Annotated in this window: 14 protein-coding genes; 4 read left to right on the forward strand and 10 right to left on the reverse strand. The window is 53.4% G+C overall.

The genetic code is table 11. The features are described from left to right. The first annotated feature begins 76 nt into the window (after positions 1–76). On the forward strand, positions 77–964 hold the full coding sequence (locus ACO0LC_RS24505; RefSeq protein ID WP_423008091.1) for an NmrA family NAD(P)-binding protein: 888 nt from the start codon (positions 77–79) through the stop codon (positions 962–964). Here ACO0LC_RS24505 and ACO0LC_RS24510 read toward each other — a convergent pair. After that, positions 945–1,373, reverse strand: a complete 429-nt coding sequence (locus ACO0LC_RS24510) for an MAPEG family protein (RefSeq protein ID WP_423008093.1) — start codon at positions 1,371–1,373, stop codon at positions 945–947. The genes ACO0LC_RS24505 and ACO0LC_RS24510 overlap by 20 nt on opposite strands. Further along, positions 1,373–1,639, reverse strand: a complete 267-nt coding sequence (locus ACO0LC_RS24515) for a tautomerase family protein (protein WP_423008095.1) — start codon at positions 1,637–1,639, stop codon at positions 1,373–1,375. Before ACO0LC_RS24515 ends, ACO0LC_RS24510 begins: the two co-directional genes overlap by 1 nt. Positions 1,640–1,768: 129 nt before the next feature. On the opposite strand from ACO0LC_RS24515, the gene ACO0LC_RS24520 reads away from it, so the two are divergent. Together ACO0LC_RS24520 and ACO0LC_RS24525 are read left to right on the forward strand one after the other, a co-directional pair. Next, entirely contained in the window at positions 1,769–2,794 is a 1,026-nt protein-coding gene (locus ACO0LC_RS24520) for a GlxA family transcriptional regulator (protein WP_423008097.1), read from the forward strand. Between the two features lie 8 nt (positions 2,795–2,802). Next, positions 2,803–3,969 (forward strand): NAD(P)/FAD-dependent oxidoreductase, encoded by a 1,167-nt coding sequence (locus ACO0LC_RS24525; protein ID WP_423008099.1) that lies wholly within the window; start codon positions 2,803–2,805, stop codon positions 3,967–3,969. 21 nt (positions 3,970–3,990) lie between these two features. Here ACO0LC_RS24525 and ACO0LC_RS24530 read toward each other — a convergent pair whose 3' ends face one another. Next, the gene (locus ACO0LC_RS24530; RefSeq protein ID WP_423008101.1) at positions 3,991–4,905 is read right to left on the reverse strand and encodes a cupin domain-containing protein; all 915 of its coding nucleotides are present in this window, start codon (positions 4,903–4,905) and stop codon (positions 3,991–3,993) included. A 104-nt stretch (positions 4,906–5,009) separates the two neighbouring features. Here ACO0LC_RS24530 and ACO0LC_RS24535 point away from each other — a divergent pair, with 104 nt between their 5' ends. Beyond that, positions 5,010–5,756, forward strand: coding sequence for an SDR family oxidoreductase (locus ACO0LC_RS24535; RefSeq protein ID WP_423008103.1), 747 nt, complete (start codon positions 5,010–5,012; stop codon positions 5,754–5,756). Positions 5,757–5,832: 76 nt separating this feature from the next. Here the strand turns inward: ACO0LC_RS24535 and ACO0LC_RS24540 are convergent, their stop codons facing one another. The 7 genes from ACO0LC_RS24540 to rsmB all read right to left on the reverse strand — a co-directional run bounded on the left by ACO0LC_RS24540 (position 5,833) and on the right by rsmB (position 13,497). Next, positions 5,833–6,861 (reverse strand): adenosine deaminase, encoded by a 1,029-nt coding sequence (locus ACO0LC_RS24540; RefSeq protein WP_423008105.1) that lies wholly within the window; start codon positions 6,859–6,861, stop codon positions 5,833–5,835. 274 nt (positions 6,862–7,135) lie between these two features. Next, positions 7,136–7,393, reverse strand: a complete 258-nt coding sequence (locus ACO0LC_RS24545; protein WP_423008107.1) for a BTH_I0359 family protein — start codon at positions 7,391–7,393, stop codon at positions 7,136–7,138. 291 nt (positions 7,394–7,684) lie between these two features. Beyond that, positions 7,685–8,068, reverse strand: a complete 384-nt coding sequence (locus tag ACO0LC_RS24550) for a GTPase (RefSeq protein WP_423008109.1) — start codon at positions 8,066–8,068, stop codon at positions 7,685–7,687. A 23-nt stretch (positions 8,069–8,091) separates the two neighbouring features. Next, entirely contained in the window at positions 8,092–8,814 is a 723-nt protein-coding gene (locus tag ACO0LC_RS24555; RefSeq protein WP_423008111.1) for a response regulator, read from the reverse strand. Between the two features lie 203 nt (positions 8,815–9,017). Continuing rightward, positions 9,018–11,426, reverse strand: a complete 2,409-nt coding sequence (locus tag ACO0LC_RS24560; protein WP_423008113.1) for an ATP-binding protein — start codon at positions 11,424–11,426, stop codon at positions 9,018–9,020. After that, positions 11,423–12,010: a DUF4390 domain-containing protein gene (locus ACO0LC_RS24565; protein ID WP_423008115.1), complete on the reverse strand. Its 588-nt coding sequence runs from the start codon at positions 12,008–12,010 to the stop codon at positions 11,423–11,425. The genes ACO0LC_RS24560 and ACO0LC_RS24565 overlap by 4 nt, the downstream gene beginning before the upstream one ends. A 56-nt stretch (positions 12,011–12,066) precedes the next feature. Then, positions 12,067–13,497: a 16S rRNA (cytosine(967)-C(5))-methyltransferase RsmB gene (gene rsmB, locus ACO0LC_RS24570; RefSeq protein WP_423008117.1), complete on the reverse strand. Its 1,431-nt coding sequence runs from the start codon at positions 13,495–13,497 to the stop codon at positions 12,067–12,069. Between the last annotated feature and the right edge of the window lie 59 nt (positions 13,498–13,556).

A 13,556-nucleotide genomic window follows, 5' to 3' on the forward strand; every position in this document is an offset into this window, starting at 1 on the left:
ATGCATTCTCCGAATGCAAGCCTGACTGCATACTGCTTTTCATCGCAGCACATTAATCAATTTCCAGGAGAACACTATGTATGCAGTAACAGGCGCTTTTGGCCAAACCGGCCGCATTGTAAGTCAGACCTTACTCGATGCCGGACAGGCAGTAAGAATGATAGTCAGGCGTGATGATGCCGAGGCAGCCGCCTGGCGTGCCAAAGGAGCAGAAGTCGTCTGCTCCGATGTACACGACTTGCCCGCGTTGACAGCCGCCTTGCGTGGTGCGCAGGCCGCTTATTTACTGAATCCGCCTAATTACATGGTGGATGACATGTTTGCTGTAGCCCGCCAGGTGCATGGCAAACTGGTGGCTGCAGCGAATGACGCGGGTTTGCCACATATCGTCGCGCTGTCCTCGGTCGGTGCCCAGCATGAGCAAGGCACGGGCAATATTCTGACTACCCATGATTTTGAGCAGCAACTGGCTGGTTTCAAGGGCATACGCACCGTATTGCGTGCTGCCAATTTTGTGGAGAACTGGGCCTGGTCCATACAGCCAGTCGCTGGCCAGGGCATCTTGCCATCGATGTTCCTGCCTGTTGACAAGGCTTTGCCCATGGTATCCGCCAGGGACATAGGTGCCACGGTGGCCGCCTTGCTGATGGATAATCCAGCCAGCAATCGCCTGATCGCCCTGCATGGCCCGACAGATGTCTCGCCAGCCGATGCCGCCACTGCCCTGACACACTTGCTCAGGCGCTCAGTTGAGGCCGTCGCCGTACCGCGTGAACAATGGCGGGATATCTTCCTCAGCAAGGGTTTTCCAGTGACCAGTGCCGATGCCTTTTGTGAAATGTTTGATGGCTTCAATAGCGGTCACATCGTCTTTGATGGCGAGCTGGAAATCCGTCGCGGCAGCACCAGTCTGGAAACTGCCTTGCGAGCCGTGCTGGCTGCTGCTAAAGCTGGATCAGCCTGATGATTCCTATCGCCATCATCCAGCACACCGCCATGCCAGAGAGGTAAAGGATGGCTCGCCAGGGTTGCAGGCCCCGCAGGTAAACGGCGGTATGCAAGTAGCGTATCAGCACATAGCTGCCAAACAGCCAGTTGGCGCTGGACAGGCCGCCGCCGAGCAAGGTATAAGCCAGTGCCAGGGCGAGAAAGAGTGGCAGGTTTTCTACATCATTGCGCCAGACGCGGGCGCAGCGTTGTACCAGGTCGGCCTCTGCTTCTACAGAGCGCAGGCCAAACATGCCAGCGTCCTCTGGCAAGAGATAGCGGCGACTGCGTATGCGGCTGATGACCTGTACGCCGCTCAGCAGGCTGGCTTTGAGGAATAGCGCCAGCAGGGCCAGGACAAAGCTCGACAGTGCGGGATAGTTCATTATGTTGCCCCTTCTGCGTTTTGCTTGTTGTCGTGTGCATCCCTGGCGGCTATAAATTGTGCGATTTGTTGACTTGAGGGCCGCAAACCACTTATGGACCAGCCCTCGGCCTCACTTTCCTGGATATTGATCCAGACCGACTTCTTGAACTCTGGATTGCCGCCACCTTCAATTTCTACCAGGACATCGGCAATTTTTTCCAGCAGGCGCTGTTTCTGCGTCGTGTTCAGCATTCCTTTAATCGTGTTGATTTGCACGTAGGGCATGTCGTACTCCTTGTGTGGTTGTTTGTAAGAGACTGCATTGTGCAGTCTGAGGAAAAGTACTACCATTGGCTGAATCGACAAAAAAAGGTGTTTATTGGACAGGTGATACAGATTGGACAGGGCAGCCAAATGACAATGAAGACAATGAAAGAAGGAGTCATACGCATAGGCGTACTGGTCTACCCCGGTTGCCTGCGCAGCGGGGCAGTGATGCCTATGGATGTATTCACCATTGCCAATACCCTGGCAGGCATACGTCCTGTGGGTAGCAAGCCTGTGCAATTCGAGGCTTTCTGGGTCAGCGCCCGTGGTGACATTTTGCAAGAAGTCGATGGCCTGCATTTTCAGGCGCGTGACATCCATCAGCAAATACAGACGCAGAAGCTTGATGCCCTCATGGTGCCAGGAGTGGATCACCGGGACAGCAGCCAGCTTGATGGCTTGCTTGATGCGCTGGCACCGGAGCAGGCGCTGATGGAGAGTTATCTGCGGGACGATGGTCTGCTGATTTCCAGCTGCTCCAGCACCAGCCTGCTGGCCAGGACGGGCAAGCTCAATGGCCGTCGTGCCACGACGAGCTGGTGGCTCAGCGCTTATTTTCGCAAGAATTTCCCACAGGTTTTACTGGAAGCAGAAGAGCTCATCGTGGTGGATGGCCAACTGGTATCTTCTGGCGGCGTGACTTCCTATATCGATCTGTCTCTTTGGCTGGTAGGGCATTTTGCCGGGGAAGAACTGCGCCAGATGACGGCCAAGATACTGGTGGTTGATGCGAATAGAAACAGCCAGGCACCCTATGTCGCCAAGGCCATCATGCAGGATCAGGGCCACGCAGTCATAGAGCGTGCAAGGCGCTGGCTGAACAAGCGCCTGGATCAACAATGGGCCATGGCCGACCTGGCCAGCTATTGCAATGTCAGCCAGCGGACTTTGCTCAGGCGCTTCCAGGAATCGATGAAACTCAGCCCCATCCACTATGTGCAACAATTAAGGGTAGAGCGCGCCAAGGCCTTGCTGGAAACCACCCGCCTGTCTCTCGAAGATATTACGGCGCGTTGTGGTTATGAAGATGTCTCCAGCTTCAGTAAAATCTTCAAGCAATGGGCGCAGGTGACGCCCAAGGATTACCGGCGCAGGTTTGGATTGAGATTCTGAGGATAGCAATGGATAACAGACATATAGTGATCGTTGGTGGTGGCGTCATAGGCAGTGCAGTGGCTTATTTTCTGGCAGTACATCCTGGCTTCCAGGGACGGATCACGGTGCTGGAACGCGACCCTACCTATACCCATGCCTCATCTGCCCTGTCTGCAAGTTCCATACGCCAGCAATTCAGCACGCCGCTGAATATACAGATGTCGCAATTTGGCATCGCCTTCCTGAGTGACTTGCATCAGCACCTCGCGGTTGATGGCGAGTTGCCTGAGCTGGGTCTCAGCGAACATGGCTATCTGTATCTTGCCAGCGATGCTGGTGCTGCCACTTTGCGTGAAAATCATGAAATACAAAAGCATGAGAATGTGGATGTCGCCCTGCTAGCTCAAGCAGCGCTGAAGCAGAAATTTCCCTGGCTAAACGTCGATGACCTGGCACTGGGTTCATTGGGCCTCAGTGGTGAAGGCTGGTTTGATGGTTATGCCTTGCTGATGGCATTTCGCCGCAAGGCACGCAGCCTGGGCGTCAGTTATCTGCAAGCAGATGCGCAAGGTTTTGAACATAAAAATGGCAGGGTAACAGGCGTACGCTTGCGGGATGGAGCTATCATTCAATGTGATGTGGCCGTTAATGCGGCCGGTGCCTGGGCGCGGCCTTTATTGGCGGGCACGGGTTTTGATTTGCCTGTGGTCGGTCGCAAGCGCACAGTCTTCGTGGTATCCAGCCCGGCGCAGACGCCGTCTTGCCCGCTCATCATAGATCCATCCGGTTTATGGCTGCGGCCAGAAGGCCAGCACTGGATATGTGGCTTGCCGCCAGACGATGATCCCGATGATGCACCCCTGGAAGCAGACTATGAGCAGTTTGATACAGTCTGGCAAATCATGGCGAATCGCGTTCCCGCTTTTGAAGCCTTGCGCATGCAGAGAGCCTGGGCTGGCTATTATGAATACCATGTGTTTGACCAGAATGCCGTCATCGGTGCGCATCCGCAATTAGCCAACCTGATACTGGCGAATGGTTTCAGTGGCCATGGCATGCAACATGCCTCCGCTACCGGGCGTGGTATCGCCGAGTTACTGGTAGATGGTGCTTACAGCAGTCTGGACCTGTCGCCCCTGTCTGCGCAACGCGTGTTATTGAACCAGCCTTTGCTGGAAAAGAATGTGATCTGAGCCTACGCTTGCAAGGCGGCTTCAGCCTGCTGTTTTCATCGCCTCCCTGGCGAAATGCGTGGGTGGCACACCGACATGGCGGGTGAAGGCAACACTGAACGCGCTGGCGGAGCCGTAACCTACATGCTCTGCAATTTCCGTGATGCTGGCTTCTTGCTGTGCCAGCATTTTCTTGGCCTTTGCCATGCGCCAGGTTTGCAGGTATTCCATGGGCGCGATACCCACGGTGCGGCTGAAGCGTTCGAAAAAAGTCGAACGTGATAGGGCCGCCTGTCTGGCCAGTTGCGCCACCGTCCAGGGTTGCTGGATATTTTCATGCATGGAGCGCAGTGCAATCGCCAGTCTTTCATCTGCCAGCCCGCGTAGCAGGCTGGGCGATGCATCACTTCCCGCCGTGGAACGCAGGGCTTCGATGAGCAAGACTTCCAGCAGATGGGCGAGTATGACTTCCCGAGCAGGCCTTTGTGCTCGCGATTCTTCGCTGATCAACTGCACCAGCGTGCTCAATCTGTGTTCGCCCCGAACATGCAGTAGTTGCGGCAGCAGTGACACCAGCAAGGCAGCGTCTGGCGAAGCAAAGCTGCAATGCCCCACCAGCAGTATTACTTCAGGCGGTCCGTTTTGCCTGCCCAGCCTGAATTCGCCATGCAGCAAGGCAACCGGTTCGGTATCGCTATCTTCTTCGGCCAGTGCTTCCATGCTGGACATGCTAAAGCCCTGGGTGGCGGGAATGAGCACAAAGTCACCCTGTTGCAGCAACACAGGGGTCTGCCCTGTTGCTGTCAAATGGCTGCTGCCTTCAAGCATAAGGCAGTAAAAGCTTTGCCCGAATTCATGGCGGCGCACCCGCCAGGAACCCGCAGCCTTGACGACTTTTGCATGCCTGGCCTGAGGCTGTAGCAGGCTGACTATTTCGGCAAGAGGATCTGTGTGCATGAAATTCCCGGACTATTACTAATGAAAGGTGGACTATTGGTTATGGATAGTCCAGTCACGACTGATTATAGTCTGATTTTCAAAAACCACTTTCGGGTATCATCATGAAAACTGTACTCATCACCGGATGTTCATCCGGCTTCGGTCTGGTCACGGCACAATACTTTCTTGAGCGCGGCTGGAAAGTTATCGCCACCATGCGCACACCGCGTGAAGACTTGTTACCGCGCTCAGAACACTTACGTGTGCTGGCTCTGGATGTCAGCAATGCCGACAGCATACGTGCGGCAGTTGAGGCGGCAGGAGATATTGACGTGCTGGTCAATAATGCTGGCATAGGCATGCTGGGCGCGCTGGAAGGGACAGATATGGCAACAGTGCGTGAAGTCTTTGAAACCAATACTTTGGGAAGCATCGCCATGACTCAGGCCATGCTGCCGCAGTTCAGGCAACGCAGGCATGGTGTCATCATCAATGTCACGTCCAGCGTGACCCTGAAAGCCTTGCCTCTGCTGGCTGTGTATACCGCCAGTAAGGCAGCAGTGAATGCCTTTACTGAATCGCTGGCGCTGGAACTGCAGCAATTCAATGTGAGCGTGAAGCTGGTGCTGCCAGGGCGCGCGCCAGAGACGCGCTTTGGAGACAATGCCAGGCCGCGCATGCAGACAAGCATCCCACCCGCTTATGCTGAGCTGGCGCAGGGCGTGTTTGCCGGATGGGCCGAATCGCCGTCGCCGCTGACCCATGCCAGCGATGTGGCAGAGGCTATATGGTACGCCGCGACCGATGCATCCAGCCCCATGCGCATTGCGGCGGGGGCAGATGCCCAGGCATTGATGGATGTGGATTAAAGCGAGATATATTCAGTATTCCTGCTCCGGTTTCTACCGTGGCAGGAATGCTTATAGCTTGAGATCGCTTAGTTCTTTAGTTGTTCTGTGCGTATGCTTCCAGCTCATCCAGCCAGAGCTGTTTTTGTTCAGGCGTGACAAACGAGGCTTCAAAGGCATTGCGCGCCAGTTGCAGCAATTCTTCCTTGCCCAGTTCGAGAGCATCGGCGGTGGCGATATAATTCGCATTCATATAGCCACCAAAATAAGCCGGGTCATCTGAGTTGATGGTCACGCACAAACCTGCACGCAACATGCGCGCCAGATTATGCTCGCGCATATCTTTCACCACACACAGCTTCAGATTCGATAGCGGGCATACGGTCAGCGGCATGCGGCTTTGCTGCAGCCTGGCCATCAGGGCTGGGTCTTCTTCTGCGCGCACGCCATGGTCTATGCGTTCGACTTGCAAGACATCCAGGGCGCTATGGATATAGGCTGGCGGGCCTTCTTCACCAGCATGCGCGACAAGACGAAACCCCATGGCTTGCGCGATCGTGAAGACATGGGCGAATTTTTCTGGCGGGTTGCCCACTTCGGCAGAATCCAGGCCCACGCCTGTCCACAGGTCAGCATACTCATCGCGCAAGGGCAGGGCAGCTTCCAGCGTGGCAATCGCATCTACTTCACTGAGATGACGCAGGAAACACAAGATCATTGCGCCAGAAAAACCGTGTTCGGCACGCGCTTCGCGCAAGGCGCGGGCGATGCCGGAGAACACAGTCGTGATATGTATGCCGCGCGCAGTATGGGTTTGCGGATCAAAGAACAATTCCACATGACGTACATTGTCAGCCAGGGCGCGTTCTATATAGGCATGCGTCAGGTCAAAAAAATCCTGCTCGGTTTGCAGCACGGCTGCACCGGCGTAATACAGGTCCAGGAAAGACTGCAAGTCTGCAAAGTCATAGGCTGCGCGTACCTCTTCCACGCTGGCGTAGGGTAATTGCACGCCGTTTTTTTGGGCGAGGGCAAACATCAGCTCTGGCTCCAGTGAACCTTCTATATGCAAATGCAATTCTGCCTTGGGCAGGCCGCGGATGAAGTCGTGCAGTTGAGTACTCATAGTATTGAACCTGATGATGGGTAATGCCAGATAAAAGTATGGCAATGATACGCTGAAGATATCACTGCACCCTTTTCAGGATATCAAAACCAGATGATGTTCTGTATAGATGCTCACGTATTGATACTGAGCATTGCTTGATTTTGTGGAGTTTTTACAGTCCGCAATGAATGCGCGTAAAGCAGTACAGACGACAGCTCCAGCCATCGTCTGCACTTATTATCGCTTCGCTTTCATAGCTTGTTTGCGGTGCTAGATATCTGTTATGTACAAATTAATGCAATAAAACGCTTTGACCCATAAAGCCATCAAACTGACCAAGGAAGTCGTCGATTTCTTCTATGCTGGGTTCACTGGCGATGAGGTCAGTCACGTCTTTGCGGAAATTGATTGCCAGAGGGCCCCCAATAAACCATTCGCGGCGTACTGCCTTGTCGGTAATTTCATAACCGCCAAAGCGCAGGGCTTCGTGGTCAGTATCTGCGCCATATTCTATGACGCTATATTGATCGCTGTTGTAGATGAGATTCATTTTATGCATCCTTTCTGGCTGGAGGATATTTCCCCGGGTTACCGTTCATGGTGCTTACATTGATGCAATGACAGCGAATTTCAAGAATAGCCCCAGATCAAGCTAAGCGCGGCGCGATTTTGAACCTGTGATGCTTGCCGTACATTCGTATGACTGTGCGTCTCGGTCCAAACTAGCATCGCTCGCTACGCTTACTCTGGGACTCTTAAGCGGTATTACATAGGACTATTCTGTGCTGCTATGAAGTATTACGGCACGGCAACGTCTGGACTTTAGCGACTTAACATTGGTTCACAAGCTAGTGTGGTTCTTGATTTCAAGTAGCTTGGTGTAGGTGGGGTCCTGGAGTGTTAGCAAAAGTTTATCCAGATGGGTATCGCTGGCGATACCTAGGTATATATTAGCTGGTTTTTGCCTGAGGGCGCGGTTCAGGGTGACGCGCAGGCTGAGGTTGCCTATACAGCAAAAGCAGCCGGGGGCAATGCGGTTGATGTGCAGAAGGTCGGTGGGATGCAGGATGTCTTGCCCATCAGGCAAGCCTTCGAGGATAACGATATTCTTGTCTGTAGCTGCACTATTGCCGGCTAAGCGGTCAAGGGAGGCTGCGATTGCTGCCTCCCTCCGGGTATAACTTGCGCCATGTATCAGGTGTAATTGCGTTTTTGCGATGTTCACACTGTAATGCTTAGTTTTTGAGCTTACTCACCGCGCTTGGCGTATTTCATGGACTCAACGCCCAATTGTTTGAGTTTGCGGTACAGATGCGTGCGTTCCAGGCCAGTTTTTTCTGCCACTCTGGTCATGCTGCCGCCTTCGCGGTTCAAGTGGTATTCAAAGTAGATACGCTCGAAAGCATCCCTGGCTTCGCGCAAGGGCAAGTCAAATGACAGGCTGGCGAATTGATTATTGGGTGCAGCAGCAACCGGCTGGGCAGCAGAAAAATGCCGGGCTTCATACGCCGGTGCAGCACTGCCAAAATTGCCGGAGATATTGGCACTTGCTGGGTTGTCATTGCTGATCACACGCAAGGCAGGGGCTGCAGGTTTTGCTGGCTCGGTGCTGCGGGTCAGGCCCTGCTGCACTGCTTTTAATAATTTCTGCAGGGCGATGGGTTTTTCCAGGAAATTCAAGGCACCTATCCGGGTCGCTTCGACCGCTGTATCTATCGTGGCATGACCTGACATCATAATCACGGGCATGGTCAGCAAGCCGTCCCGCTGCCATTCTTTTAACAAGGTGACACCGTCTGTATCTGGCATCCAGATGTCAAGCAAGACCAGGTCAGGCCTGGCTTCTTGCCTGGCGAGACGTGCCTGCTGTGCATTTTCAGCAAGTTGAACTACATGTCCTTCGTCCCCGAGAATTTCAGACAACAATTCACGGATACCCATTTCATCATCTACGACCAATATGTTTGCCATAAATCTACCCTATTACCGCCTCTATGTTTTTTTGGGTGCTTCTTACCGTTCGATGTTCACGCTGACTTATTGCCTTCATCAGACTGGCTGCTGAAAACCATATGTATTTGCTGAATAAAAAATTTCAAAACGCCCCTACTGCTTTTTTATCTGCATTCCTCTTTTGGGAACATCAGACGAATAGCCGGATACAAGTACAACAATTATGTTGTATTTGTATCCGGTGCTAACTTTAACAGCAAAATCGCTACTTTTGCACCGTTTGTATCGCTGCGATTTTGAATATCTATCCTGCCGCCATGTTCATCGATGATTTTCTTCACCATCGCCAGACCCAGGCCGGTACCACGTGGCTTGGAAGTGGCATACGGCTCAAACGCGCGCGCCAGGATTTTGCTGGAAAATCCCGGGCCGTTATCGATAATTGACAGGCGTACTGCAGAGTGAGCTATCTGGTCTGTTCCTGTGTAGCGGACTACATCAGTAATGACATCAATACGCGGTACAAAACCAGGAGTGGTATTGTCAGCCACGGCATCCTGGGCGTTTTGTAAAAGATTGTGAATTACCTGCCGCATCTGGGTAGCGTCTCCCATGACCTTGGGCAAATCAACAGCCATGGTCAGCTTGATGGCATCACGGCCATCCCCAGCGATATACAGATGCAAGACTTCATCTATCAAACCTGCCAGATTCAAAGGCATGAGTACTGCTGGTGGTGTACGTGCATAATCGCGGAAATCATCGACCATGCGCTTCATCGATGTCACCTGGTTGACGATGGTGGTCGTGCTCTTATTGAGTATCAGGACATCGGTTTCGCTGAGCTTGTCTTGCAACTTCATTTGCAGGCGCTCGGCTGATAACTGTATGGGGGTCAGCGGATTCTTGATTTCATGTGCCAGGCGTCGGGCGACTTCACCCCAGGCGATGGAGCGCTGGGCAGAAATGATATTGCTGATGTCGTCGAACACCACCACATAGCCACTACCCGATGCCACCGGCAAATGTGAGCCACGGGCCAGCAAGGTAATGCTTTGTTCATCTTCAGCTACCGCCACTTCACCCGGTGCTGCTGCTGACGCTGTTTTTTTACCTTTATCGGGACGTGGTACTTCAATTTGCTGCTGCCAGTGTTGCTCGCGTTCGTTTTCACCACCCGCGGCTGATTGGGCATGCTGCTCAGAAAAAGCCTTGGAAATGGCAAAGGCAAAAGCTTGCATGCCTTCAATGTCTGCCAGGGGTTTATTGATTTCGCTTTCCAGCCTGCGTTGCAAGATACGTTCTACTGATTCATTGCAAGTCACCAGATTACCACCCTGGTCCAATACCATCACACCGGCAGACATATTTGCCAGCACAGATTCCAGATATGCCTTGGCGTTTTCCAGTTCATTGCGGTTTTTTTCTACCGTGGCACGGGCATCGAATAATTGCCGGGTCATGGTATTGAAAGACTTGGTCAGGCTACCCAGTTCATCGGTACTGGTGACGATAGGGCGAGGTGAGAAATTACCCTCGGTCACGGCCTTGGTGCCTTCTGCCAGCAGCAGCAGTGGTCTGGCCAGTTCACCCGAAATCAAGAAGGCGCTGGTGATGGCGGCGACAATTGCCAGCAAGAGCGTCAGTGTCAAGGTGATGATGTACATCTTTTTCAGATTGACCCGGCCTATCGAGCGCACCTGGTATTCACGCGAGGCATTGCTGAGGGCCTCGGCATGCATGGCCAGATTGATGGGGACGGGTTGTATCAATTGCAGATACAGGGCTTCGTTTTGCAGGGAAATCCAGCCTGTGCTCATGCGCAAAGGCACGACCACACGGGAACGCAGGATGCGGGCGGGCTCTGGTGCCAGTGCAGGGCGGGTTGCTCCACGGGTTTCCGTGCTCACGCTGGCGGTATTAGCCGTACTTGCCTTAGTGGCAGAGGCCGGGTCGTCATCACTGCCTGGAGTTGGCACGAGTTTTTCATCTCTGGCAGCATAAAAGCGTGCCAATTTGACTTGCCTGAGCATCTCCTGTGTTGGCAATTCAGGCAGCAGGCTGTTGACGCTTTCATTGGCAGAAGCAATCAGGCGACCCTTGCTGTTGACGATGGTGGCTTCCTGCACCTGCATGCGTTCACGCAGGCGTGACAGGTGTATGGACATTGAGCTTTCAGACGGATCTGACAATTCCGAAGCCATGTCCTTGGCTTTGGATTGCAAGTCCGCCAGCAGGAAATCCAGCGCAGTCAGCCCCATGTTCTTGCCAGAATCGAGGGCAGATTCAACCTTGACGTCAAACCAGGATTCGATGGAACGTGAAACGAATTGCACCGAGACCACATAAATCACCGTGCCTGGCAAGATACCTACCAGGGCAAACAAGACCACCAGCCTTGTCATCAGTTTGGAGCCAAATTCACGCGCCCGGAAACGGCGGAATAGTCGCAATACCAGGGTCAGTACCAGGATCAGCAGGGCCAGAGCAACGACGGCATTGGCATCCAGCAGCCATTCATAATAACGCTCAAAGCGCGAAGAATTCTCGGAAACCGTGGTCAGGAAAAACAGCAGGATGCTCATCAGAGCACCACCGATAATCAGTGCATACCGCAAAAATCTTGTCACTTGTCTTCAGCCTTGAAGGAAAAACGCTTCCACTCGGTTTTCTGGCTCCAGTGACTGTCGTTGAAGCTGGGTATCTGCAAATGCATGGGGATCTTGCTCAGGCCCATGCGCAGTTGCACTGAGGCGTTATAGTTGGCACCGGTGGATAGCTGGGATTTATCCGCTATCAGCCAGCGATTTGGCCGTGTGACCAGGTTCAGGGCGCTATCAAGGGAGGCAAAATTTTGCTGCAAGCCATTATTAATAGTGACGTTATATTGCTGCGTCCACTCATTGTAGGCAATTTTGACGGTGTATTCGCTGCGCACCACCTTTTCGTCCACCCAGTACCAGCGTGAGCGGGTCAGCTCCACTTCAGTGGTAAACGAGACTGGTATGCCATCCCGTATAGCCTTGCGCAGGCTGTCACTGAGCTCAAGGGAAAAAGTAGCAGCCAGTCGATATCCCTCGTCGCTGGCTTCTATCCTGGCGGTTTTGACTTCCACATCGGCGGCCTGGGCCGCAGGTGCTACTGCCATTGCCAGCAGCGCCAACATCAAAGTCAGCGATAATTGGCGCAGCAGGGAAGCGAAACGTCTGAACATGCAATCAATACGAAATCAAAAGTCTGCTAATGATAGCTTGAACTTGTTGGCATTCGTTAATTTTGCAGTGGTTTTTGAAACAATGCATAGAACAAACCGTCATGTTCGTTGTTGCTTTCGGACGTAGTTGCCATGCTTGGCAGTAATTGGCCAGGCGCATCCAGGCGCTCAGCACCATTGCGGGTGGCAAAAGCCGCCGCCTGGGCTTCGGATTCCAGTGGCCAGATCGAGCAGGTGACCATCAGCATCTTGCCGCCCGGTTTCAGCATGCGCCACAGATTATCGAGGATACGGGCTGACAAAGCGGCCAACTGGGCGGTATCGGTCTTGCGACGCAGCCAGCGGCTGTCAGGATGCCGCCTGACCACGCCAGAGGCCGTGCAGGGCACATCAGCCAGGATACGGTCATAGGCTTGGCTATCCCACCAGTTGTTACGGCAGGCATCGCCTTCCTTGATGGTGGCGAACAATTTCAGACGTGCCAGATTTTCATGGATGCGCTGGATACGGGCCGGGTCAGTATCGACTGCGGTCAGATCTATGTCTGCCAGTTCCAGCAAATGACCAGTCTTGCCACCGGGGGCAGCACAGGCATCCAGCACCCGCATACCTGCTTGCACATCCAGCAAAGGGGCTGCCAACTGGGCAGCGGCATCCTGTACCGACACCACTCCAGCTTCAAAGCCAGGGATGTTCAGTACGGGCATGGGGCGATCCAGGCGTACGGCAAACGGGCCTATCTGGCTGGCACCGATTTGCTGGCTGGCCAATAATTCCAGATAAGCAGCTACCGTGCTGGCACGCTGGTTAACGCGCAAGGTCAAAGGCGGGGCATGGTTGCCACAGATCAAGATGGCTTGCCAGTCTTGCGGATACGCTGTTTTGCACTGGTCTACCCACCATTGTGGATAATTCCAGGCAGCCGCCGGTTGCTTCATGACCAGCTTTAATAATTCATCTTTTTCGCGCAGGTAGCGGCGCAACACGGCATTCACCATACCCTTGGCAAATACCATATGCTGGCTGGATGTGGCCGCAGTCACTGCCTGGTCTACGACGACAAATTCTTCATAGGCCTTTTCATCATCACCTTCATTGCCAACCAGCAAGGTCAGGGCGCAGCATAGCAGGCTATATAACAAGGCTGGTTCCGGCGTCTTGTTGGTCATGATCTTCAGCAAGGCATCTACCCTGCCGACCTGACGCATGGTGCGGTAGGCAATATCCTGTATGGCGCCGCGTGCCTGTGGCAAGGCATTGGTTTGCGTAAATACCCTGGTTAATGCCTGTGGCAGCGCGGTACCTTCCAGCACATAGGCCACTGCTTGCGCCGCTCCGACCAGGCTAAAAGCCAGGGAGTCAGCTTTGACTTCTATGGTTTCAAATTCCACTTGAGGCTTGCTGAGGCTATGGCTAGTGCTGCCTGTACTGGCACTGCGAGCAGGCTTGGCTGGTCGACCCAGGGTTTTTCTTGGTTGATCTTGCATATTCTTATTGGATAAATTCACAAATTGCCTTTGTGGCAATTTAACATAAATAAGCCGAT

It is taken from the genome of Undibacterium sp. JH2W (assembly GCF_049340425.1).
Classification (GTDB): Bacteria; Pseudomonadota; Gammaproteobacteria; order Burkholderiales; family Burkholderiaceae_D; genus Undibacterium.

Excerpts from the sequence above, each read along its gene's own strand:
- ACO0LC_RS24505 (WP_423008091.1), top strand. The coding sequence starts at position 77 with ATGTATGCAGTAACAGGCGCTTTTGGCCAAACCGGCCGCATTGTAAGT.
- ACO0LC_RS24510 (WP_423008093.1), bottom strand. The coding sequence starts at position 1,373 with ATGAACTATCCCGCACTGTCGAGCTTTGTCCTGGCCCTGCTGGCGCTA.
- ACO0LC_RS24515 (WP_423008095.1), bottom strand. The coding sequence starts at position 1,639 with ATGCCCTACGTGCAAATCAACACGATTAAAGGAATGCTGAACACGACG.
- ACO0LC_RS24520 (WP_423008097.1), top strand. The coding sequence starts at position 1,769 with ATGACAATGAAGACAATGAAAGAAGGAGTCATACGCATAGGCGTACTG.
- ACO0LC_RS24525 (WP_423008099.1), top strand. The coding sequence starts at position 2,803 with ATGGATAACAGACATATAGTGATCGTTGGTGGTGGCGTCATAGGCAGT.
- ACO0LC_RS24530 (WP_423008101.1), bottom strand. The coding sequence starts at position 4,905 with ATGCACACAGATCCTCTTGCCGAAATAGTCAGCCTGCTACAGCCTCAG.
- ACO0LC_RS24535 (WP_423008103.1), top strand. The coding sequence starts at position 5,010 with ATGAAAACTGTACTCATCACCGGATGTTCATCCGGCTTCGGTCTGGTC.
- ACO0LC_RS24540 (WP_423008105.1), bottom strand. The coding sequence starts at position 6,861 with ATGAGTACTCAACTGCACGACTTCATCCGCGGCCTGCCCAAGGCAGAA.
- ACO0LC_RS24545 (WP_423008107.1), bottom strand. The coding sequence starts at position 7,393 with ATGAATCTCATCTACAACAGCGATCAATATAGCGTCATAGAATATGGC.
- ACO0LC_RS24555 (WP_423008111.1), bottom strand. The coding sequence starts at position 8,814 with ATGGCAAACATATTGGTCGTAGATGATGAAATGGGTATCCGTGAATTG.
- ACO0LC_RS24565 (WP_423008115.1), bottom strand. The coding sequence starts at position 12,010 with ATGTTCAGACGTTTCGCTTCCCTGCTGCGCCAATTATCGCTGACTTTG.
- rsmB (WP_423008117.1), bottom strand. The coding sequence starts at position 13,497 with ATGCAAGATCAACCAAGAAAAACCCTGGGTCGACCAGCCAAGCCTGCT.